Here is a 20,775-nt window from a genome sequence, read left to right on the forward strand (position 1 = left end):
GGTCGGGACGAGAGCTCCGCTCGGTTCGAGAGCCTCCCCCGTCGAGAGGGCAGTCTACGCACAGCAACCGTCAGGCCTCCGCATTACCCTGCTCAGGCCGGGCCGAGCGGGCCGCCGACGTGTCGCACTATTGTTGACAGGCACGCCCCCAGGCCCATCGACAGTCAACGGAGACCGCTCATGACGAATCCTGACGGCCTCGAGTTCGGCGAGGCGGTTCCCGAGGCCCCCGAGGCCGATGTGGCCGAGCAACGCACCCCGGTGGCCGCCGAGGAGGACGACACCTGGCGCGACGCCCCCCGCATCACCGCGGCGCGGGACTGGGAGGCCAACGAGGCCGATCTCGTCGAGCAGGCCATCGAGGTGCCGCTGGCCGACGACGAGGCCGACTTCGACCGCTGAGCCGGCGTCAGGTCAGCGACCGCTGCCCGCTGACGTCGAACTCGGCCACCGATGCGCTCACGATGGCCGCACCCACCTCGCCGGAGGGTCCGCAACCGCGGAACGCCTCCACCGCCGCCCGTGACTCCCAGCGTTCGAACACGTTGACCCGGCCCGCCTCGAGCGGGTCGGCCGACAGCGCGAAGTCCAGGCATCCGGGCGCGCTGCGCGCCTGCCGCACCACATCGACGCAGCCGACCAGATAGGTCTCGCGTTCGGCCGGGTCCACGTGCAGATGACCCGCGACGATCACCATTGCAAACCTCCTTGTCTCTGACGGGGTAGACCCCGGCCGGACACCCGACTCATCGGCCGTCGGCGTAGTAAGCAGGTGGGTATGAATCTGCGTGATGCCGGACAACTGTCCAAGGTCGACGCCGATCCCGGCCGGGTGTACGGACAGCCGTACGAGACAGCCGACGGGGCGACGATCATTCCCGTGCTCAACCCGGTCGGCGTGTTCGTCGTCAAGGACGGCAAGGCGCAATGGCAGCCGGCAGTGGATGCGACCCGCATCACGCTGATGGGCATCGCGGTCGGGCTCGTGTCGGTGACGCTGGCCGGGCTGGCGATGGTCCGCCGCCCACCGTGGCCGGACCTGCTGACGCTCAGTTCTGCCGCGGCAGAAGCTCGGCGACGAACTGCTCGATGAACTCGGCGACCTCGAGCCGTCCCGCCGGGCGGATGACGAACTTGGTCAGGCCGGCGTCCAGGTAGGCGTCGAGCTGGCGGTGCAGCTGCGGCCAGTCGGCGGCGACGAGCTCGGTCGGATCGAGGTCGGGGCGCCGCCGCCTCACCGCCGCCAGCAACTCTTGCGACGGTTCGCCGTCGCCGACCGCGAGGTTGATGCCGAAGTGGTCGGGTTCGATGGTCCGGCCGGCGTCGACGGCGGCCCGCCGGATGTCGTCGCGCGCCCGACGGGCCTCCTGCGGGGTGACGAAGCTGCCGAGCCAGCCGTCGCCGAGGCGGCCGATGCGCCGGAACGCCGCCGGCGCCGAACCGCCCAGCCAGATGTCGAGGGGTTTGACCGGACGCGGCGTGACCACGGCCCCGCTCACCGTGAAGTACTCGCCGGTGAACGTGACGGTGTCCTCCTCCAGGGCGGACCGCAGCAGTCGCAACGCCTCGTCGAACACCGCGGCCCGCTCGCCGTCGGGCACCACGAAGATCTCCCGCTCGGCCGGGATCGCCGAGCGCAGGCCGAAGACCGGCAGTACCCGCCTGGGCGCCACGGCCGCCAGCGACGCCAGCTGTTTGGCGACGAGCACGGGGTGGCGGCCGGGCAGCACCACCACCGATGTGCCGACCTTGAGCTTGTCGGTGCGCGCGACCGCGACCGCCATGCCGACGAAGGGGTCGATCGCCTGCGAGTAGACCAGTTCGGAGAACCACAGCGAGTCGACGCCCGTCGCCTCGAGATGATCGACGATGGCGGGCAGTGCCTGTGGAGCGGTGTCGGCGGCCAACCCGATCCCGAATCGAATCTTCACGTCGCCGCTCATGCTACGGACCGTGACGGCAGACCTTGTGCATGCGGTGCCGACACGCCACAGTTGGGGGGACCTGGGAGCGAAGGGAGTTCGCGTTGGACGGATCGGTGACCGTGTCGATGGCTGCGCCGGCGCAGCGGATCTGGGAATTGATCGCCGATGTTCGCAACACCGGCAAGTTCTCACCCGAGGTGATGGAGGCCGAGTGGCTCGACGGCGCCACCGGTCCGGCGCGCGGAGCGCGGTTCCGCGGTCACGTCAAGCGCAACGAGATCGGACCGGTGTACTGGACGACGTGCGAGGTGACGGCGTGTGAACCCGGTCGCGAGTTCGGCTTCGCGGTGCTGCTCGGTGGAAAGCCGGTCAACAACTGGCATTACCGGCTCACCCCGGCCGACGGCGGCACCGACGTCACCGAGTCGTTCCGCCTCGACGACTCGGTCGCGATGAAGGTGTTCTCCGTGCTCGGCGGTCAACTGCGGCGGCGGCGCAACGTCCGCGACATGCGCAAGACATTGGAGCGCATCAAGGCCGTCGTCGAGTCACCCGAACCCGGCTGACACCTGATTTGGTTGTGCCGCAACGTTTTTCACAGACCGCGTAGGCGCCGGATCCGGTCACTGAGCGCTCGCTGGGATAAGGCGGCGCGCCGGGCCAGCACCTCGAACGCGTGCGGACAGCCCGGATACACGTGCAGTTCGGTCGGGACCCCGGCATCGGCGAGGCGCCTGGCGTAGGCGATGTCCTCGTTGCGGAAGATGTCGAGGTCGCCGACGTCGAGATAGGTGTCGGGCAGGCCGCTCAGGTCGGCTGCGCGTGCCGGTGCCGCATAGGCCGAGGCCGCGTCGGTTCCGGCGTCCGCGCCCAGTAGCGCGCCCCACCCGGTGACGTTGTCGTCGTAGGTCCAGGTCAGGAACGGCAGCATGTGCGGGTCCGGCGTCGACGTCCGGTCGTCGAGCATCGGGTAGATGAGCAGTTGCTGGGCGATGGCCGGGCCGCCGCGGTCGCGGGCCAGCAGGCTCACCCCCGCTGCCAGCCCACCGCCCGCGCTGTCGCCCATCACCGCGATCCGGGCCGGGTCGACTCCGAGCGTGGCGGCGTTGTCGGCCAGCCACCGCAGTGCGGCAAAACAGTCCTCGACGGGCACCGGGTGCGGATGCTCCGGGGCGACCCGGTAATCGACGACGAGCATCGGCACTCCGGAGGCGGCGACATAGTCGCGCACGGCGAGGTCGTAGAGCCCGCCGATGTGCGCCAGCCCGAAGATCATCCCGCCGCCGTGCAGATACAGCGCGGCGCTGCCGGGCGATGCCGTCCCCGGCCGGTGGTACCACGCGAGGTCCAGGTCCGCCCCGTCGGCGGTCCTCAGCGCATGCCGTGCCACCTCGACGCCGGCCGCCGGACTGCGCGTTGCCGCGACGGTGTCGAACATGCGGTGCCCGCTGACGCGCCGCGACTCCACGTCACCGATCGGCGCGGCCTCGGCCTCGCCCACCGCCGCCATCAACGGCGCCATCTCCTCGAGCACTTGGGCATCGATGCCGAGAGCCATGCCCGAACAGTAACGCGCACACGGGTATCGCGTTGCCCGGCCGCCACATTGGGCCGTTGCGGTAGCCGAAACCCCCTCGCCCCCGCCCGGGATTTGGTAGGAACGGCTCAAGAAACCGGTCGACGCGAAGGAGTCTGCGGTGGGTCAATGGTCACGCGAGGAACTCGAAGACGCCTTCGGCCGGTATCAGGACGTCGTCGTCGACATCGGCAGGACGTGGGACTGGTCCAGTTACGCCGACCAATTCACCGAGGACGCGACGTACGTCGAGCATGCCCTCGGGAACATGTCCGGCCGCGAGGCCATCCGCGAGTGGATCGTCGCCACGATGAACACCTTCCCGGGCAGCGAGATGCCGCACTACCCGGTGGAGTGGTACTCCATCGACGCCGACAAGGGATGGGTGATCAACCGCAACGTCAACACCATGAAGGACCCCGGCGACGGCAGCGTGCACGGCACCCCGGTCATCACCGTGCTCAAGTACGCGGGCGACGGCAGATGGAGCTATGAGGAAGACGCCTACAACCCGATGAACTTCCTGGTCATGGTGCAGGGCTACATCCAGCGCTGCCACGAACTGGGCACCATCTCCGACGACGCGCGGACGTTCGCCAAGAACATGAACTGGCAACTGGGCTAACGGATCACGAAGTCCGCCGGATCGGGTTCACGGGTCCAGGTCCAGTAGTCGACCAGCCGCCACGGACTCAAGCCGTACACCTCGCCGAAGCGGTTCTTGTAGAAGGAGTGCTTGATCGACGGCTGTGACCACACCATCTTGCGCATCTCCGCCTGGGTGCGGTCGAGCCAATCGGCCGCCTTCTCCGCGCGTGGTTCGATCGACTTGTGCCCGTCGGCAATCAACAGCTCCAAACACTGTGTGATGTACCGCATCTGGCACTCGGAGTGGAAGATCAGGCTGCCGCCGCTGGCCAGGTTGGTGCCTGGTCCGTACAAGCAGAAGAAGTTCGGATATCCGGGCACGGTGATACCCAGGTATGCCGACGGCCGTTCTCCCCACCGCTCGGAAAGCATTTCGCCGTCGCGGCCGCGAATCGCCATCGGCCACAGCATCTTGTTCGCCTGGAATCCGGTGGCGTAGACGATGACGTCGGCCGGATACCGCGTCCCGTCCTCGGTGACGACGGCGTTCTCGGTGATGCGCGCGATGCCGGTGCGGACCAGTTCGACGTTGTCGCGGGTCAGTGTCCGCAGCCAGCTGCCGTTGTCCTGAAGCGTGCGCTTGCCGGTCGCCGGGTAGTCGGGCAGCACCTTCGCCAGCAACTCCGGATCGTCGCCGACCTGGCTGGTGATCCACTCGGTGAACATGATCCGGGTGATCTCGCTGATCTCGCTGACGGCCTTCTGCTGATCCGGGTAGTCCGGGTCGACCCGGGCGGCGTCGAGTCCCTTGTCGCACCCGGGCCAGAACAACAGGAACCGGTACCACCGGCCGTAGAAAGGTAGGTGCCGCAGTGCCCACTGCACCCCGGGGCCGACGCCCTCGTGGTAGTTGGGGTTCGGGAACATCCACTGCGCGGTCCGCTGGAAGACGGTCAGGCGATCGACATCGCCGGCGATCGCCGGGGCGATCTGGAACCCGCTGGCGCCCGCGCCGATCAGCGCCACCCGCCGGCCGCGCAGGTCGACGGAGTGGTCCCACCGGCTGGAGTGGAATGCGGGACCGGCGAAGTCCTGTTGCCCGTCGATCGTCGGCACGAACGGCCGATTCAGTTGTCCCACAGCGCTGATCACCGCACGAGCGGTGAGCGTGTCGGCCTTGCCGTTGCGGTCACGAGCACGAATCGACCACGTCCCGCTCACGTCGTCCCACTCGGCGTCGGTGACCTCGGTCTCCCACCGCACATGCCTGCCGATGTCGTGCTTGTCCATCACCCGCTGGAAGTACGCCTGCAGTTCGGGCTGTTCGGCGAAGAAGTGCGTCCACTGGTCGGTGGGCTCGAAGCTGTAGCAGTAGAAGTGGTTGCCGACGTCGACGCGCGCGCCCGGGTAGGTGTTCTCATACCACGTCCCGCCGGGGCCGGCGTTCTTCTCGACGATCGTGAACGGGATGCCCGCCTCCTTGAGCCGGATCCCGGCCAGCAGACCCGATTCGCCGCATCCGATGACGAGGACCGGGAACCCCTCGGCGCTGCCTGCCGGTGGCACCACCCTGGCGTCGCGGCCGTCGAGTTCCATCTCCTCGAGCAGCATCGGCACGTATTCGGCGGGCACCGGTTCGCAGACCAGCCACGCCATCATCTCGTGCAGCAACTCCGCGCCGATCGGTTCGGGTTCCGGACAGCCGCGGTCGCGGTAGTCGGCGATGACCTCCAGCGCGATCTTGCGGACCGCGGCCTTGTCCTCCTCGGACATGTATCCCTGCACCTCGTTGAGGAACAGGCCGGCGGGTTTGAGCTCGCCGCGGATCAGGCTGGGATCGCCCGACATGTGCACCAGCGACAACATCAGCGTGGGGATGCTGACGTCCAGCAACGCCTCGGCGATCTCCTCGTCGGATGTCGTAAAGGGTTGTCCGGCATGTGGGTTGCGCACCCCATCGTGCTACCACGCCGGATCTGCTGTTGGAACATGTTTCAGAAATCCGTGACGGTGGCCGAACCGGAACCTACGCTCGGGATGTGGGTATCGCGACGCGCTTGAACGGCGCCACTCCCCCCGACGTGCCGCTGTCCGACATCGACCTGGGGGACTGGAAGTTCTGGGTCCAGGACGACGCCTACCGCGACGGGGCGTTCGCGACGTTGCGCCGCGAGGCGCCGGTGTCGTTTCATCAGGCGCTGGAGACCCCCGGCGTGCAGGAGGGCCCCGGGCACTGGGCGGTGACGAGGTTCGACGACGTCTGGTACGCCAGCCGTCACCCGCAGATCTTCAGCTCGAGCCCGTCGATCACGATCAACGACGCCAACCCCGAGCTGTCGGAGTACTTCGGCTCGATGATCGTCATGGACGATCCGCGCCACCTGCGCCTGCGCAACATCGTCAGCCGCGCGTTCACCCCGCGGGTGGTCGCGCGCACCGAGGCGTCGGTGCGCGACCGCGCCCGCCGACTCGTCGAGACGATGATCGAGCGGCACCCCGACGGCACCGGCGAGGTGGTCGCCGAACTGGCCGGGCCGCTGCCGCTGCAGGTCATCTGCGACATGATGGGGCTCCCCGAGGAGGACCACGACCAGATCTTCCACTGGACGAACGTGATCCTCGGGTTCGGCGACAAAGACATCGCCCAGGACTACGAGGAGTTCGTCAAGGTCGCGATGGACATCGGCGCCTACGCCACCGCGCATGCCGAGGACCGCCGCGTCAACCCGCACGAGGATCTGACCACCGCGCTGGTGCAGGCCGAGGTCGACGGGGAGCGGTTGACGTCGGCCGAGATCGCGTCGTTCTTCATCCTGCTGGTGGTGGCGGGCAACGAGACGACCCGCAACGCGATCAGCCACGGCGTCCTCGCCTTGACCCGCTATCCGGAGGAGCGGGCGCGGTGGTGGGCCGACTACCAGGCGCTGGCGCCGACCGCGGTCGAGGAGATCGTGCGCTGGGCCTCGCCGGTGATCTACATGCGCCGCACGCTCACCGAGGACTGTGAACTCAGCGGCGTCACGATGGCCGCGGGCGACAAGGCGACGCTGTGGTACTGCTCGGCCAACCGCGACGAGGCCAAGTTCGCCGACCCGTGGACCTTCGACGTCGGCCGCAACCCGAACCCGCACGCCGGCTTCGGCGGCGGCGGCGCACATTTCTGCCTCGGCGCCAACCTGGCCCGACGCGAGATCAGCGTCGTCTTCGAGGAGTTGCACCGGCAGATCCCCGACATCGCCGCCACCGAGGAACCCTCCCGCCTGCTGTCACCGTTCATCCACGGCATCAAGCGACTGCCGGTGTCCTGGACACCACCGCGCTGAGTTCGTCACGAGTGGGCCCCGCCGCGGGCGTCGGACGCCAACCGCCCACGTAGATCTCGCGCGCCCTCGGTTCCGCCGGCGCGAGACTCGCCGGAAGGGCGTCCATCGTGACGTACGGCCCCACCACGTCGTTCAGCCCCGGGTCGGCCTCGGCGGCCGCGACGATGAGATCGGACGGCAGCGGGCGGGTGAGATCGACGTCCTTGCCGGACCAGCGCCGCATCCGCTCGGCATCGACACGGCAATGGTCGGTGAACCACGGCTTGATGTTGTCGTTGCACCAGGCGTCGAGTCTTGTTGTCAGTGAGTCGAGATCCCCGGTGCCGCGGTCGATCAGGCCGACCAGCGCACGGGCTTGCAGCAGGGCCAGCGACACACCGCGCCCGGCCAGCGGTGTGGTGGTGCACACCGCGTCGCCCGCCGAGATCAGGCCCGCGAGCACGGGTGCACCCGAGTCGTCGAGTTGGCCGCGGTAGCCGTTGTACAGCCGTCCTCCGGGCAGCACCGACATCATCGGCACGGACCGATGCGGGTCGGCCCAATCGGCCACCCCGGGGATGGCGTCGGCCGCCGCCTCGAACACGGCGTCGTGGCGCAGCCGGTGCAGACGATCGTCGGCGCCGTTGTGGATCACGGTGACGGTGAACGTGCGACTGTCGTGCAAGAACACCACCGCCGCGTAGCCGTCGAGGTTCAGCGACAGCCCGACCACCGAGTTCGTCGGGCCGGGGTCCGCGTCGGCTTTCAGCCGGTACAGCCGGCTCGTGTACGTGGCCCCGCAGTCGATGCGCTCACCGCGCCCGCGCACGCCGGTGACGAAGCGGCCCGCCCGCCCCGACGCGTCGATGACCAGATCGGCGTCGAGCACCGAACCGCCGGCGCGGACTCCGGTCGCGCGGCCGCGCCGGACGATCACCTCATCGGCATGAGCGGTCACGAAACACAGGTGTGGTTGCCCTGCGGCGCAGCGCCACAGTTCCCGCTCGAACACGCTTCGGCGGCACCGCAGCGTGGCGGCACGCGACGGGGCGGCGACGGCAGTGACCACCTCGGCGCCGGTCGCCACCAAAGCCTCGAGCGCATCGGGCATTTCGGCCTGCAACGCGTCGACCACGTGCCCCCGGAAACTGTGCGCGTGGTGGAACTGCATCACTCCCCTGCGCCGCCACTCGCCGCGCGGTGGCGGTCCGGCATCACGGTCGACGAGCGTGACATCGGCGCCACGGCGCGCGAGCGCGGTTGCGGTGAACAGCCCGGTCGGCCCGGCGCCGACGATGACGATGCGCATAGTGGCTCATTTCAGGTAACATATGGTGTAATGAATACTGTGAGAGTTACCTAGAATGCCCCGCGCTGTCAAGCGTGGCTACCGCTCGGATCTCCGGGCCGAGCAGGCGCGCCGCACGCGCCGGATGGTGGTTGCGGCGGCGTCACAACTCTTCGTCGAGCGGGGCTACGACGCCACGACCGTCGAGGCAGTGGCCGAGGCCGCCGGCGTCAGCCGCAAGACCGTGTTCACCGCCGTCGGCGGCAAGGTCGAGTTGCTGAAGACGGCGCTGGACTGGGCCGTTGCCGGTGACGACGAGCCGCGGACGCTGGCCGAACGCGAGGCGGTGCGTCGGCTGCTCGAGGGGGACGACCCCGGCGCGCTGTTGAGCGGCTGGGCCGGCGTCCTGGTCGACATCGACGTCCGGGTCGGGGCCCTGGCCAGGGCGGTGGAGGTCGCCGCCGGTACCGACGCGCAGGCGGCAGGCCTGCTGGCCCAGATCCGCGAGCAACGTCTGGCCGGTGCCCGGGCGGTCGTGCGGCGGTTGGTGGAACTCGAGGCGCTTAGGCCGGGCCTCAAGCGCGGCCAGGCCGCCGACATCGCCTGGCTCGCAACCGACGCCGTCCTCTACGACCGGCTGGTCCTCGTACGCGGGTGGACGCGGACCCGGTTCGAGGAATGGCTGGCGGCCGCGTTGCGGGCGCAGTTGCTCCGGCGCTGACCCGAGCCGCCGTTTGCCTCGCGATCGGGCGGGCAACCCGTAGCGCATGCGAGCCGAACACTTCCGCACGCTGCTGGCCTCGACGGGACCGTACGCATCGGTGTACTTCGACGATTCACACAACACGGAGGACGCCGCGGCCCAGATGGACTTGAAGTGGCGGTCGCTGCGCGACCAACTCGAGGAGCAGGGCGCCGATCCCGCGATCACCGAGAGCATCGAACAGGCGATCGTCGGCGCCCGCCCGCCGGTGGGCCGCAGCGGACGCGCCGTCGTCGCAAGCGCCGAGGGTGTGTTGGTCGACGAGCACCTGATCCGCCCCGCCGGACCCCTGGTGCGGGTCTCGCCGCTGCCCTACCTCGTTCCGGTTCTCGAACACGGGGTGGACCGCCCGGCGTACGCGGTGGTGATCGTCGACCACCAGGGCGGGGACATCTCGCTGTACCGGGACGGCACCACCGTGTCCGACACCGTCGACGGGGACGCCTATCCGGTGCACAAGGCGGCGGGCGCGGAGACGCCGGGCTACGGGGATCCGCAGCGGGCCGCGGAAGGCGCGCGCCAGCACAACATCCGGGCCGTGGCGAGCCGGCTCACCACGCTCTTCGACGACGCCGCGCCCGAGATCGTGTTCGTCGTCGGCGAGGTGCAATCCCGCACCGACCTGACCGCGCAACTGCCCGAGCGGGTGACCGCGCGGGTGGTCGAACTCAAGGTCGGGGCGCGGCACAGCGGATTCGACGACGACGACCTACGCCACGAGATCAACCAGGAGCTCCAGCGCAGGCGCGTGGCGGCCATCGACGACGCGGCGCAACTATTCGCCGCCGAACGCGGCCGCGGTGAGGGGCTGGCCACCGAGGGGCTCGACGGCGTGACCGCGGCGCTGCGCGCCGGTGCGGTCCAGACGCTGATCCTCGGCGAGGTCGGCGACTCGACCGTTGTTGCGGGCGAGGACCTTTCGACGATCGCCCCGAGCGCGAACGTGCTCTCCGAACTCGGCACGGCACCGGTGCAGACGCTGCGGGCCGACGAGGCATTGCCGATGGTCGCGATCGCGACCGGCGCGGAGTTGATCCGTACGGACGAGCGCATCGAGCCCACCGACGGCGTCGCGGCGATACTGCGCTACGCGCTGCGCTGACGGCCGGGCTAGCGGGCGCCGACGATGTTGGCCAACGCCGCGATCGGCGTGTCGTCGAGGTGCTGGCACAGATCGAGTGGATGCTCGAAAACCCCTTGCGCTCCGGCCTTTTCCAGCTCGCCCTGCGACACCCCGCCGCTGAGTACGGCGATGCTGTCGACGCCGGCGCGCTCGCACGCCTCGACGTCCCACACCGTGTCCCCGACGAAGACCGCGTGTTGCGCGCTGACCTTCGCACGCTCCAGCGCGACGTTGACGATGTCCGGCTGCGGCTTGGCGGTGTCGACGTCCTCCGACGACGTCACGGCCGCGATCAGGTGGTCGCAGTCCAGCACGTTGCGCAGGATCGCCAGCTCGTCCTCGGGGGCCGAGGTCGCCAGCACGACCGCAACCTCGAGCTTGTGCACGGCCTCCAGCAGCTCGCGTGCCCCGGGCAGCCGTTTGAGCATCGGCGCGAGTTCCTGGTAGTAGCGCGAATGCAGGTCCTCGGCTCGCGAGCGCGCATCGTCGTCGGCATCGTCTGCGAGCGTGGTGACCAGCGTGGTGCCGTCCATGCCGATAGAGCGGTGGATGCGCCAGGCCTCCACGGGATGGCCGACCTCGTCGAAGGCCCGGTACCACGCGTGCACGTGCAGGTAGTTCGAGTCCACGAGCGTGCCGTCGATGTCGAACAGCACGGCCGACCTGGTGCTGTTGCGGCCTGTCACCAACGCTGCTGCTCGGGCGAGCGCTGCTGCTCGGGCGAGCGCTGCTGCTCGGGCGAGCGCTGCTGCTCGGGCCGGGTCGCATCGGTCTGCGGGGGCGTGTCGGCCTTGGTGGGCGACGGGTCGGGTGTGCTCGACTTCGGGTCGAGGGCGTCGGCGCGGGCACGCTGCTCGTCGAGTTCCTCGCGCTGGGTGGTCACCCTGTCGCGGTGGGTGCGCGCGGCGTCCTGCAACCGCGCGGCCTCGGCCGCCTTGGCCTCGGCCTCGGCTTGTGCGGCTCGCGCGCGCGCCTCGGTCTCCTGCGCGACGTTCTCGTGCTTGGCGACGTGCTGTGTCTTCTGGTCGGCCTCGGTGCGCAGTCGTTCGGCTTCCGCGTGGCGGCGCTTGGTGCGCGCCCGGCTGGCCATGAAGGCGATGAGCGCGATGACAGCGATCACCGCCACTGCGACGATGATCCACACGACGGCGTTGTCCTGCATGTCGGCTCCTCGGGTCAGAGTTCGGCGGGCTCGCACGATTGACGAACCCGTTAGTTCTGCGGGTGCCCGGAGGAGGACCGGCCTAAACGAAGGTGCCGCGGCCGCGGCGTTACAGCGTCGCGCTCAGCGGGCCGGCCGACTGGCACACCGGCTGCGGCGGATTGCCCGTCGACGCGCAGCCTGTACCGGTCGCGACGTACGTCCCGCCGGGCCGGTACGGCGACAGATACGCCCGCGCCGACAACGTCCCGTTGTTCTGGATGCACTTGCCCGGGCCTTGAGCGCCCTGCAGTTGCACGCAGGCCACGGACATGAAGGGAATCGCGCTGTCACAGGCGGCCGGCGACATCGTCACGGCCACCATGTCCGTCCCCGAGACCGACACCACGTGCGGCGGCGACAGCGTGTAGTCGCACGCCGAAGCGTCGGGTTGGGCACTCGCCACGGCGCTGACCGGCGCCAAGGCCAGGGCGACGGCGGCCACCGAGACGGCCAGTGACCTGATCATTTCGCCGATGGTAGTTCGTCGCCGCTGCTTGCGTTCGTCGATGACGAACAAGACCGCGGTGAAAATCAGAAAGCGTCGCGGGCGCTGACGTGCGGGCTGGTCGAACGGCTATCCGGCGCCGAGCGCCTGCAGCATGCCCGTCGCCGCGCGCGGCCAGGTGAACAGCTCGGCCCTGCGGCGCGCATCGGTGCGCCGCTCGGATTCCGGGCGGCTGATGATCGACGTCACGGCGTGGGCGATCGCGGCCGGATCGTTGTCGGCGGCGGCTCCGCTCTCGGCGGTGAGGATCTCGGTCAGCGCCGAGGTGCGCGACACCACCGCGGGGGTGCCGCAGGCCAGCGCCTCCAGGGCGGCGAGGCCGAATGTCTCGTGCGGTCCGGGTGCCAGCGCCACGTCGGCGGTGGCCAGGATAGTCGCGACGGTGTCGCGACAGCCGATGTAGCCGGTGAAGTCGACGGGCAGTCGTGCGGCCTGGCGCTCCAGCCGGGCGCGCAGCGGGCCCTCCCCCACGACGACGAGCCTGGCGTCGATGCCCGAATCACGCAGGGAGGCAACGGTGTCGATGCTGCGGTGGGCATGTTTCTCCACCGAAAGACGCCCGCAGTGCACGAGCAGCGTCTGTTCCGGGCGCCCAGCGCCGGCGGACCGCCGCCGAGCGGCGGCTGGGGTGGAACTGGTCGAGGTCCACGCCGAGCGGCACGGTGAGCACGTTGGCGGCGTCGATCCGGTCGAACTCCTCGCGGGCGAACGTCGTCGTGCACACCACGGCGTCGTAACTCTCGGCGGTGCGCCGGTTGGCGGCGTCGGCGACGGCACGCGCGGCGCGGCCGGGTAGCACCTGGCCGACGAGGCGGTCGAGCCGTTCATGGGAGATCATCACCGTCGCCACGTCGTGTCGTCGTCCCCAGCCGCCCAGCGAGCGCAGCGTCAACCGGTCGGAGACCTCCAGCGCATCCGGCGCGAGTTGGTCGAGCAGCGTCGTCACCGGACCGGGCAGTACCGCTCGGTAGCCGCCGGTGAACGGAATCAGCCTCGCGGGCAACGAGATACGCACCACGCCTGACGGAAGTTCGGACCATTCCGAGTGACGTCCCGGCACGACGAGGAACACGTCATGGCCCCGCGCGCAGTACTCCGCGCCGAGGCGGTCGACCGCCGTGCGCAGACCTCCTGAGCGTGGGCCGTAGAAGTTCGCGACCTGCACCACCCGCATGAGGTGAATGTGGCCGCGGCGCATGTGCGGTCAACAACGCGACGCCGACCGGCAACCGAACGCTGCGTTAACAACGCCGCGTCACCAACGCCGAGCGACCGTGTCTGTACACGACGCGCCGCATTTCGACGTACCGCAGCGGTCGCTCGTGGAGACCCGGACCTCAGCCGACGTAGCGGGTGAACCAGTCCTGCACCCGCCGCCACGCGTCGGCTGCGGCGGTGGCGTTGTACCGTTCGCCGGTGTCGTTGAAGAACGCGTGGTTGGCGTCCGGCTCGGTGACGAGTTCGAACGTCATGCCGGCCTTCTCGAGGGCGGCACTCGCGACCGGTTCGGTGGCGTTCACCCGCTGGTCCTGGGCGGCGTAGATACCCAACACCGCAACGTCCTTCGAGCCGGCGAAGTCCGGGTTGTCCGGCGTCGGACCGTAGAACGGGACAGCGGCCGCCAGTCGCGGCTCACCCGAGGCCAGCAGCCGCCACACGTATCCCCCGCCCATGCAGAACCCGACGGCGGCCACCTTCTTGCCGGGCAGCCGCCGCTGTAGCTCGTCGATGCCCGACCTCAGATCGGCGACCCCGTCCTCCGGTGGGATCTTGCCCAGCGCGGCCGTCGCCTCGGCCGGATCGCCGAACGTCGCCGTCCCGCCCTGCGCCGAGAGCAGGTCGATGGCCAGCGCCGAGTAGCCGATCCCGGCGAATCGGCCCGCCACCGAACGGATGTAGTCGTTGAGGCCCTTGTTCTCGTGGATCACGAGCACGCCCCCGCGGGCGTTCGGCGCCTCGGCCCACGCACCCTGCAGTTCACCGCGCGGACCCGCCCAGGTGACCGGCGTCGTCGGCCGCGCGGTCTCGGTGCCCGGCGGCGGGGCGCTCGCGGTCGCGGCGCCGCTGGAGGTCACGGGCGCTTCGGCGTCGGGCTCCCGGTTCTGGCTGCACGCGGTGAACAAGGCAGTGGCCGCCGCGGTGCCGACGCCGAGCAGCGCCAGCCGGCGGAGCGCTTCCCGGCGCGAGAGCAGGCCGTCGACGTGATCGGTGGCGATCTCTTCGGCGATGTAGCGCTGCAAGGGAGTCACGTCAGCGAGTATGCCCCTATGGAAGTACGCGCGGAGCCCGATGCGCTGCGCGGCCGCGTCGCCGTCGTCGCCGGGGCGACGCGCGGAGCGGGCCGGGGCATCGCCGCGGCATTGGGCGAGTCCGGGGCGACGGTCGTGTGCACCGGACGCAGCAGCCGAGGGGGCGGCGCGCGGTCGGACTACGATAGGCCGGAAACCATCGAGGAGACAGCGGAATTGGTCACCGCTCTCGGCGGGGTGGGGATCGCCGTGCGCGCCGATCACCTCGATGCCGCTCAGGTTCGAGCGCTCGCCGACCGGTTGCGAGCGGACTTCGGCGTCATCGACATTCTGGTCAACGACATCTGGGGCGCGGAGATCTTGAAAGGCCCACCGTCGACGTGGAATCGCCCGATGTGGGAACACGACCTCGACGCCGGCTTGCGCATACTGCGTCTTGGTCTGGAGACCCACTTGATCACCTCGCACTGCCTGCTGCCGCTGATGGTCGGCCGGCCCGGGGGGCTGCTCGTCGAAGTCACCGACGGCACCCGTCAGTACAACGCCGACCACTACCGGCTGTCGGTGTTCTATGACTTGGTCAAGACGGGAGTGAACCGGCTCGCCTTCAGCCACGGCCATGAACTCGCGCGATTCGGTTCGACAGCCATTGCCGTGACGCCGGGGTGGCTTCGTTCGGAGATGATGCTCGACAACTACGCCGTCACCGAGGACTTTTGGCGCAAGGCGCTCAACCCCGACCGGACCGACGGACCCACCGCACCCGCCGGCTTCGCCGAATCGGAATCGCCCCGTTTCGTCGGGCGCGGAGTAGCGGCGGTCGCCGCCGACGCCGACCGCGCCCGGTGGAATCAGCGGTCGTTGACCTCTGCCGAACTGGCACGCGAATACGGCGTCACCGACGTCGACGGCCGGGTGCCGGACAGCTGGGCGACGGGATAGCAGCAGCTCAGGACCCTGAGTAGACATCTTCGGAAATCTGTTCACAGATTTCGTTGACACCGGTCAACCCGGGCCTGTTCTATGTCGAGGTGAGCTACGACACGATCATCCGCAACGGCCGCTGGTTCGACGGCACCGGCGCCCCGTCGGCGGTGCGCAACCTCGGCATCCGCGACGGGCACGTGGTTGCGATCAGCCCGGAGGACCTCGACGCCACCGACTGCCCGCAGGTCATCGACGCGTCCGGCCAGTGGATGCTGCCCGGCATGCTCGACATCCACACCCACTACGACGTCGAGGTGCTCAACGGGCCCGCGCTCGCGGAGTCGCTGCGGCACGGCGTCACGACCGTGATGCTCGGATCGTGCTCGCTGTCGACCATCCACGTGAACGGCACCGACGCGGGCGACATCTTCGGCCGGGTCGAGGCGATCCCGCGCGAGCACGTCATCGACGCGATCGACACTGCCAAGACGTGGACGAACTGTGAGGAGTACATCCAGGCGCTGGAGGCCAGGCCGCTGGGTCCCAACGTCGCGGCCTTCATCGGGCACTCCGACATGCGGGCGGCGGTCATGGGACTGGACCGCGCCACCCGCGACGACGTGCGCCCCACCAAGGGCGAGCAGGCGCAGATGGAGCGTTGGCTCTCGGCGGCGCTCGAGGCCGGCTTCGTCGGAATGTCTTCGCAGCAACTGCTTTTCGACAAGCTCGACGGCGACGTGTGCCGCTCGCGGACACTGCCGTCGACCTACGCCAAACCCCGTGAGCTGCGCAGGCTCAAGTCGCTGCTGCGCCGCGCGGGCCGGGTGCTGCAGTCCGGCCCGGACATCCAGAACCCGCTCAACCTCGCCTCCCAGCTGGTGCAGTCGTTGGGCATCATCCGCAACCCGCTCAAGACCAGCCTGCTGTCGGCTGCCGACGTCAAGTCCAACCCCTACACCATCCACGGCCTCGGGCCGGCCGCCCGGTTGGTCAACCGGCTCGGCGGCAACTTCCGCTGGCAGCACCTGCCGGTGCCCTTCGAGGTCTACGCCGACGGCATCGACCTGGTGGTGTTCGAAGAGTTCGGCGCAGGCGCGGCGGCGTTGCACCTGCGCGACGAGGTCGAGCGCAACGAGCTGATGCGCGACCAGGCGTACCGCCGCCGGTTCCGCAAGGAGTACGAGAGCAAGCTCGGCATCCGCGTGTGGCAGCGCGACTTCTTCGACGCCGAGATCGTCGCCTGCCCCGACCCGTCGGTCGTTGGCAAGTCGTTCGGCGCGGCCGGGCAGGAGCGCGGGCTGCACCCCGTCGACGCATTCCTCGACCTGGTGCTCGAACACGGCAGAGCCCTGCGGTGGCGCACCACGATCTCGAACCATCGGCCGGAGGTTCTCAAGAAGCTGGCCCGAGACAACGGAATCCAGATGGGCTTCTCGGACGCCGGCGCGCACCTGCGCAACATGGCGTTCTACAACATGGGCCTGCGGTTCCTTCGCCACGTGTACGACGCGGAGAAGGCGGGCAAGCCGTTCATGACCGTCGAGCACGCGGTGCACCGGCTGACCGGCGAGCTGGCGGACTGGTACCGCATCGACGCCGGGCACCTGCGCATCGGCGACCGCGCCGATGTCGTCATCGTCGACCCTGCCAGGCTCGACGACTCGCTGGACGCTTACGCCGAAGAGGTCGTCGACCAGTACGGCGGGTTGTCCCGCATGGTCAACCGCAACGACGACACCGTCACCGCCGTCTTCGTCGGCGGCCGCGCGGTGTTCCTCGACGGCGAGCCCACCGACCTCGTCGGCCACCGGCGGACCGGGCGGTTCCTGCGTGCGGCGCACAAGGCCCCGGCGCTGTCTGGACAGGAAGGTGAACTCGCCAGTGTCAGTTGAGGATACGGTGCTCGGCATGTGGAAGGCGCTCTCGGAGCGGGACTGGGAAGCGGTGAAGACCTTCCTGTCCGACGACTGCATCTACCTCGACATGCCGGTGGGTCCCGCCGCCGCCGCGCGGGGGCCGGAGGACATCGTCAAGCGGCTCAAGATCGGGCTGGAGCCATTGGCCTCCTACGAGAACTTCACCGGGTTGATGGTCGACAACGGTGTCGACGTGATGTACGAACACCACGAGGAATGGCACTGGCAGTCAGGCGAATCGGCCGTGCTGCAATTCGTCAGCGTGCACCGCGTCGAGGACGGCAGAATCACCTTGTGGAAGGACTACTGGGACATGGGCGCGCTGGCGAACAACGCGCCGCCCACCTGGATGGAGGACTTCGCCAACGCGGACATGTCGTGGGTGTTCGACGCGACCGGGCTGGTCTGAGTCAGCCGAGTCGGTAGACCCGCTCGGCGTTGCCGAACGCGATCAGGTCGACGACGCGCACGGCGTCGCGCTGCGACCATTCGCCCGCATCGACGAACCGCTGGAGCGTGTCGCGAATCCCGTTGCGCCACAGGCGCGCTCCTAGGAAGTGCAGCTCGGCCGGGCCGAACCCGTCCGAGGAGTAGACGATCTTGCGGAACGGCGCCATCTCCAGCAGGCGGCCGATGAACGCCGGCGCGCGGGCCCCGAGGTAGTTGACCGCCAGCCCGCCGTCGAGGTAGACGTTGTTGAAAGCTTGTGCCAGGTAACCGGCTTCGCGCTCGTACGGGTAGCAGTGCAACAGCATGACCGGGGTGTCGCCGCTGCGGCGCAGGAACTCGAGCAGGTACAGCGGGTTGGCGGCATGCAGATCGCAGTCGCGGTCGCCGAAGCCGACGTGGAACTGCAGCGGCTTGCCCTGCCGCAGTGCCTGATACAGCCCGAACCGCAACAGCACCCGGTCGGTCAGGTGCCGTCCTCCGGCGTCGCGCCAGCGGGCCGCCGCCTCGGCCACCTCGGTCGGGGTCGGCTCGGACAGGTCACCGGCGAAGCCGCCGCGGTAGGCCAGGATCGATTTGGTCGCCACCGCTCCGGCCGTCCGCTCCGCCAGGATGGTCTCGAACGCATCCGCATAGTCGCCCGGGCTCTGGATGGCGTCCTCGGCCACCGTCTCCAGGCGGACGATCTCGTGCACGGCGCCGACACCCAGGCAGGCCATCTCCCCCAGATCGGCCACACCGGCCGCGAATCCGGTGTCGACCAACCAGTTCGAGACCGTCGCCGTGGACAGGAACAGCCGGGCCAGCTCGGCCTCGTCGTAGCCGCGTCGGCGGTCCCAGTAGGCGTCGCCGTCGGCGTGCGCGGGCAGGCCGAGCAGAGGCGCGCAGTGTGCCCGCACCGCAAAGCCCAACTGCGTGTCGAACGACGAGTCGAAGTCCGCGAGCGGTTCGGTGTTCGCCTCGTTGAGGCCGTTCTCGAACGTCGACCGGTCGGGCGCCCGTAGCCAGCAACCGTGCACGTGGTGGTCGACCAGCGCCACCTGCTCGACGTGCTCGGCGAACGGCGTCATACGCTCCAGGCCAGCCGGAACTTGTCGGCGACCTCCTCGGGGCTCAGCGCCCCGAAGTTGTCGTGTTCATAGCGGCGCACGGCGACCACGGCGTCGACGGCCTCGTCGCCGAGAATCCCTCGCATCAGCGACGAGCCGTCCAGCACGTCCAGGGCGTCGGACTGCTTGTCGCGCAGCAGGACGATGCCCGCCTGGTCCCGCTGCGCCTGGGTCAGCGTCGCCGGGTCGACGGTCGTCTCGGGCGGCAGCGGTAACTTCCGCTCGATCCCGTCGAGCGCGAGTCCCAGGATCGCGGCGGTCGCGAAGTACGGGTTCGCCGACGGGTCGATCACTTTCACCTCGATGTTCGCGCCGTACGGGTTGCTGGGCCCGCCGACCAGGAAACGCATTGCGGCTTCCCGGTTCTCGGTGCCCCAGCAGTCGTACGCGCCTGCCCACTGCCCCGGCTGAATCCGCTGGCCCGACAGCACCGAACCGGCCAGCACGCCCTGCGCCTCGGGCAGGCCGGCGATCAACCCCGCGACCGCCGACTCGCCCTCCGGCGTCATGCCGTTGACACCGGTGCCGTCGGAGAACAGCGGCGAATCCTCGCGCTTCATCGAGAAATGTTGGTGTGCACCAGATCCCACGCTACCGGCGAACGGCACCGGCGACAGGCTCACCCGCATTCCGTACTGCCGGGCCACCCGCCCCACGATGATCCGCATCAGCACCAGTGCATCGGCCGCCGCGACGGGGGGCAACGGGGTCAGCGAGATCTCGAACTGATTCGCCCCGTACTCGGGATGGAACTGTTCGATCGCGACGCCCGATCCCGTGGCCGCGTCGGTGACGTCGCGGACGAAACCTTCGAACTCCAGCACACCCGCCAGCCCGTACTGAGCCCACAGGTGAGACGGCAGGCGGCTGCCGTCGGGACCCACGAGGAGGAATTCCATCTCGTGACCGACGACTGCGCTCAGCCCCGCATCCGACAGCCGGCTCTGCACCCGGCTCAGCGCCCCTCGGCTGCAGTACGGGTCCGGCGAGCCGTCCTGGTTGAAGAAACCCCCCGGCGCCCAGGCCAATCCGTCCCCGAGGATCCGCAGCGCGCCCAGGTCGATGCGGACCCGTTGATCACCGACGGGGGTGATCGCGTCGCCGAACACGATGCCCGTCTGGTCGATCGCGAACGCGTGCCACACCGGGCTGGCGCCGAGTCCCGGATCGGCGAAGGCGCCCATGCGCCGTAGCGGCACGGTCTTGGCGTGCGTCAGCCCGGCCGGGTTGACGACCGTGCCGATGAGCGTCGCGACGCCGTCAGCCTCGAGTTGGGCGATCGCGGCGGCGGCAAGCGGTTTGGCCATAGCGGCCATTGTGCGCGGTCGCGCCGCGGCTCACAGCGTGATCTTGCAGCTTTGGCCGATGTCGAGCGTGCGCAGCATGCGGCCCATGCCCAGCCACATCGCGCAGGACAGCGCGAGGTCGGTGAGCAGCTCGTCGTTGAACTGTTCGCGGCAGCGCTCCCAGAAGTCCTCGTCGTCGCGCAGGCCGGTGTGGTCGCCGGCGAACCGTTCGGCGAACTCCGCGGCGATGCGCTCCTGGGCGCTGTAGCCCGGCCAGGTCCGCCACTCGGCGGCGTGGTCGTAGAGATCCTCGTCGACACCGGCGGCCAGGCCGTCGGAGTCGCGGGTGTTCTGGCACACCACGCATTCGTTGTCCAGCGCGATGACCATTCGGGCAAGTTCGCGCACCCGCATGGGCAGCCGGTTCTTGGTGTAGACCGCACTGGTGAAACCGGCCATCGCAACGCCGATGTCGGGCGACTTGACCACCCAGGCGGCGGCGTCGTCGTCGGCGAAGTCCCCAATGCGGCTCATGTTCGGCATCGTACGCCCGCCGCCGATGGATTG

Annotated in this window: 22 protein-coding genes and 1 pseudogene; 10 read left to right on the forward strand and 13 right to left on the reverse strand. The window is 69.4% G+C overall.

Translation table 11 applies throughout. The features are described 5' to 3' along the window. Positions 1-180: 180 nt before the first annotated feature. Positions 181-402: a hypothetical protein gene (locus tag ABGB19_RS13835; protein WP_347686524.1), complete on the forward strand. Its 222-nt coding sequence runs from the start codon at positions 181-183 to the stop codon at positions 400-402. A gap of 7 nt (positions 403-409) precedes the next feature. Here the strand turns inward: ABGB19_RS13835 and ABGB19_RS13840 are convergent, their stop codons facing one another. Continuing rightward, positions 410-697 (reverse strand): antibiotic biosynthesis monooxygenase family protein, encoded by a 288-nt coding sequence (locus ABGB19_RS13840; protein WP_347686525.1) that lies wholly within the window; start codon positions 695-697, stop codon positions 410-412. Positions 698-778: 81 nt separating this feature from the next. On the opposite strand from ABGB19_RS13840, the gene ABGB19_RS13845 reads away from it, so the two are divergent. Then, a complete protein-coding gene (locus tag ABGB19_RS13845) occupies positions 779-1,093 on the forward strand; it encodes a hypothetical protein (RefSeq protein ID WP_347686526.1) in 315 nt (104 codons plus the stop codon). Here ABGB19_RS13845 and ABGB19_RS13850 read toward each other — a convergent pair. Further along, positions 1,050-1,931: a TIGR03854 family LLM class F420-dependent oxidoreductase gene (locus ABGB19_RS13850; protein WP_347686736.1), complete on the reverse strand. Its 882-nt coding sequence runs from the start codon at positions 1,929-1,931 to the stop codon at positions 1,050-1,052. The two genes, ABGB19_RS13845 and ABGB19_RS13850, sit on opposite strands and share 44 nt — an antisense overlap. Positions 1,932-2,026: 95 nt before the next feature. On the opposite strand from ABGB19_RS13850, the gene ABGB19_RS13855 reads away from it, so the two are divergent. Further along, positions 2,027-2,491 carry an SRPBCC family protein gene (locus ABGB19_RS13855; RefSeq protein ID WP_347686527.1) on the forward strand — a complete coding sequence of 155 codons (465 nt, stop codon included), beginning with the start codon at positions 2,027-2,029 and terminating at the stop codon, positions 2,489-2,491. A 29-nt stretch (positions 2,492-2,520) separates the two neighbouring features. On the opposite strand, the gene ABGB19_RS13860 is transcribed toward ABGB19_RS13855, so the two are convergent. Further along, on the reverse strand, positions 2,521-3,483 hold the full coding sequence (locus ABGB19_RS13860; RefSeq protein ID WP_347686528.1) for an alpha/beta hydrolase: 963 nt from the start codon (positions 3,481-3,483) through the stop codon (positions 2,521-2,523). Between the two features lie 139 nt (positions 3,484-3,622). Between ABGB19_RS13860 and ABGB19_RS13865 the strand changes: the two genes are divergently transcribed. Further along, positions 3,623-4,126, forward strand: a complete 504-nt coding sequence (locus ABGB19_RS13865) for a nuclear transport factor 2 family protein (protein WP_347686529.1) — start codon at positions 3,623-3,625, stop codon at positions 4,124-4,126. Here ABGB19_RS13865 and ABGB19_RS13870 read toward each other — a convergent pair. Next, entirely contained in the window at positions 4,123-6,042 is a 1,920-nt protein-coding gene (locus ABGB19_RS13870; RefSeq protein ID WP_347686530.1) for an NAD(P)/FAD-dependent oxidoreductase, read from the reverse strand. The two genes, ABGB19_RS13865 and ABGB19_RS13870, sit on opposite strands and share 4 nt — an antisense overlap. Positions 6,043-6,128: 86 nt before the next feature. On the opposite strand from ABGB19_RS13870, the gene ABGB19_RS13875 reads away from it, so the two are divergent. Beyond that, positions 6,129-7,412 (forward strand): cytochrome P450, encoded by a 1,284-nt coding sequence (locus tag ABGB19_RS13875; RefSeq protein ID WP_347686531.1) that lies wholly within the window; start codon positions 6,129-6,131, stop codon positions 7,410-7,412. Here ABGB19_RS13875 and ABGB19_RS13880 read toward each other — a convergent pair. Beyond that, entirely contained in the window at positions 7,375-8,700 is a 1,326-nt protein-coding gene (locus ABGB19_RS13880; protein WP_347686532.1) for an FAD-dependent oxidoreductase, read from the reverse strand. The genes ABGB19_RS13875 and ABGB19_RS13880 overlap by 38 nt on opposite strands. A 55-nt stretch (positions 8,701-8,755) precedes the next feature. Here ABGB19_RS13880 and ABGB19_RS13885 point away from each other — a divergent pair, with 55 nt between their 5' ends. Beyond that, positions 8,756-9,400 (forward strand): helix-turn-helix domain-containing protein, encoded by a 645-nt coding sequence (locus tag ABGB19_RS13885; protein WP_347686533.1) that lies wholly within the window; start codon positions 8,756-8,758, stop codon positions 9,398-9,400. A 46-nt stretch (positions 9,401-9,446) separates the two neighbouring features. Continuing rightward, complete coding sequence (locus ABGB19_RS13890) at positions 9,447-10,544, forward strand: hypothetical protein (RefSeq protein ID WP_347686534.1); 1,098 nt, start codon at positions 9,447-9,449, stop codon at positions 10,542-10,544. 8 nt (positions 10,545-10,552) lie between these two features. On the opposite strand, the gene ABGB19_RS13895 is transcribed toward ABGB19_RS13890, so the two are convergent. From ABGB19_RS13895 to ABGB19_RS13915, 5 genes and pseudogenes are all read right to left on the reverse strand, one after another. Further along, positions 10,553-11,251, reverse strand: coding sequence for an HAD family hydrolase (locus tag ABGB19_RS13895; protein WP_347686535.1), 699 nt, complete (start codon positions 11,249-11,251; stop codon positions 10,553-10,555). Beyond that, positions 11,248-11,727: a hypothetical protein gene (locus ABGB19_RS13900; RefSeq protein ID WP_347686536.1), complete on the reverse strand. Its 480-nt coding sequence runs from the start codon at positions 11,725-11,727 to the stop codon at positions 11,248-11,250. The genes ABGB19_RS13895 and ABGB19_RS13900 overlap by 4 nt, the downstream gene beginning before the upstream one ends. 109 nt (positions 11,728-11,836) lie before the next feature. Beyond that, positions 11,837-12,235 carry a hypothetical protein gene (locus ABGB19_RS13905; RefSeq protein ID WP_347686537.1) on the reverse strand — a complete coding sequence of 133 codons (399 nt, stop codon included), beginning with the start codon at positions 12,233-12,235 and terminating at the stop codon, positions 11,837-11,839. Positions 12,236-12,343: 108 nt separating this feature from the next. Further along, positions 12,344-13,448 (reverse strand): annotated as a pseudogene (locus ABGB19_RS13910) (glycosyltransferase). A 163-nt stretch (positions 13,449-13,611) separates the two neighbouring features. Next, positions 13,612-14,523: a dienelactone hydrolase family protein gene (locus ABGB19_RS13915; protein ID WP_347686538.1), complete on the reverse strand. Its 912-nt coding sequence runs from the start codon at positions 14,521-14,523 to the stop codon at positions 13,612-13,614. Positions 14,524-14,541: 18 nt separating this feature from the next. On the opposite strand from ABGB19_RS13915, the gene ABGB19_RS13920 reads away from it, so the two are divergent. The 3 genes from ABGB19_RS13920 (at position 14,542) to ABGB19_RS13930 (ending at position 17,775) form a co-directional block, all read left to right on the forward strand. Next, positions 14,542-15,465, forward strand: a complete 924-nt coding sequence (locus tag ABGB19_RS13920) for an SDR family oxidoreductase (RefSeq protein WP_347686539.1) — start codon at positions 14,542-14,544, stop codon at positions 15,463-15,465. 89 nt (positions 15,466-15,554) lie between these two features. Next, positions 15,555-17,342: an amidohydrolase family protein gene (locus tag ABGB19_RS13925; protein WP_347686737.1), complete on the forward strand. Its 1,788-nt coding sequence runs from the start codon at positions 15,555-15,557 to the stop codon at positions 17,340-17,342. After that, positions 17,332-17,775, forward strand: coding sequence for a nuclear transport factor 2 family protein (locus ABGB19_RS13930; protein ID WP_347686540.1), 444 nt, complete (start codon positions 17,332-17,334; stop codon positions 17,773-17,775). The genes ABGB19_RS13925 and ABGB19_RS13930 overlap by 11 nt, the downstream gene beginning before the upstream one ends. 1 nt (position 17,776) lies before the next feature. Here the strand turns inward: ABGB19_RS13930 and ABGB19_RS13935 are convergent, their stop codons facing one another. From ABGB19_RS13935 to ABGB19_RS13945, 3 genes are read right to left on the reverse strand one after another with little or no spacing between them, the layout of a single operon-like run. After that, positions 17,777-18,883: an amidohydrolase family protein gene (locus tag ABGB19_RS13935; protein ID WP_347686541.1), complete on the reverse strand. Its 1,107-nt coding sequence runs from the start codon at positions 18,881-18,883 to the stop codon at positions 17,777-17,779. Beyond that, positions 18,880-20,238: a glutamine synthetase family protein gene (locus tag ABGB19_RS13940; protein ID WP_347686542.1), complete on the reverse strand. Its 1,359-nt coding sequence runs from the start codon at positions 20,236-20,238 to the stop codon at positions 18,880-18,882. The genes ABGB19_RS13935 and ABGB19_RS13940 overlap by 4 nt, the downstream gene beginning before the upstream one ends. A 21-nt stretch (positions 20,239-20,259) precedes the next feature. Next, positions 20,260-20,742 carry a carboxymuconolactone decarboxylase family protein gene (locus ABGB19_RS13945; protein ID WP_347686543.1) on the reverse strand — a complete coding sequence of 161 codons (483 nt, stop codon included), beginning with the start codon at positions 20,740-20,742 and terminating at the stop codon, positions 20,260-20,262. Between the last annotated feature and the right edge of the window lie 33 nt (positions 20,743-20,775).

It is taken from the genome of Mycobacterium sp. B14F4, assembly GCF_039871645.1.
Taxonomy (GTDB): Bacteria; Actinomycetota; Actinomycetes; order Mycobacteriales; family Mycobacteriaceae; genus Mycobacterium.

Excerpts from the sequence above, each read along its gene's own strand:
- ABGB19_RS13835 (WP_347686524.1), top strand. The coding sequence starts at position 181 with ATGACGAATCCTGACGGCCTCGAGTTCGGCGAGGCGGTTCCCGAGGCC.
- ABGB19_RS13840 (WP_347686525.1), bottom strand. The coding sequence starts at position 697 with ATGGTGATCGTCGCGGGTCATCTGCACGTGGACCCGGCCGAACGCGAG.
- ABGB19_RS13845 (WP_347686526.1), top strand. The coding sequence starts at position 779 with ATGAATCTGCGTGATGCCGGACAACTGTCCAAGGTCGACGCCGATCCC.
- ABGB19_RS13860 (WP_347686528.1), bottom strand. The coding sequence starts at position 3,483 with ATGGCTCTCGGCATCGATGCCCAAGTGCTCGAGGAGATGGCGCCGTTG.
- ABGB19_RS13880 (WP_347686532.1), bottom strand. The coding sequence starts at position 8,700 with ATGCGCATCGTCATCGTCGGCGCCGGGCCGACCGGGCTGTTCACCGCA.
- ABGB19_RS13885 (WP_347686533.1), top strand. The coding sequence starts at position 8,756 with ATGCCCCGCGCTGTCAAGCGTGGCTACCGCTCGGATCTCCGGGCCGAG.
- ABGB19_RS13890 (WP_347686534.1), top strand. The coding sequence starts at position 9,447 with ATGCGAGCCGAACACTTCCGCACGCTGCTGGCCTCGACGGGACCGTAC.
- ABGB19_RS13900 (WP_347686536.1), bottom strand. The coding sequence starts at position 11,727 with ATGCAGGACAACGCCGTCGTGTGGATCATCGTCGCAGTGGCGGTGATC.
- ABGB19_RS13905 (WP_347686537.1), bottom strand. The coding sequence starts at position 12,235 with ATGATCAGGTCACTGGCCGTCTCGGTGGCCGCCGTCGCCCTGGCCTTG.
- ABGB19_RS13920 (WP_347686539.1), top strand. The coding sequence starts at position 14,542 with ATGGAAGTACGCGCGGAGCCCGATGCGCTGCGCGGCCGCGTCGCCGTC.
- ABGB19_RS13935 (WP_347686541.1), bottom strand. The coding sequence starts at position 18,883 with ATGACGCCGTTCGCCGAGCACGTCGAGCAGGTGGCGCTGGTCGACCAC.
- ABGB19_RS13940 (WP_347686542.1), bottom strand. The coding sequence starts at position 20,238 with ATGGCCGCTATGGCCAAACCGCTTGCCGCCGCCGCGATCGCCCAACTC.
- ABGB19_RS13945 (WP_347686543.1), bottom strand. The coding sequence starts at position 20,742 with ATGAGCCGCATTGGGGACTTCGCCGACGACGACGCCGCCGCCTGGGTG.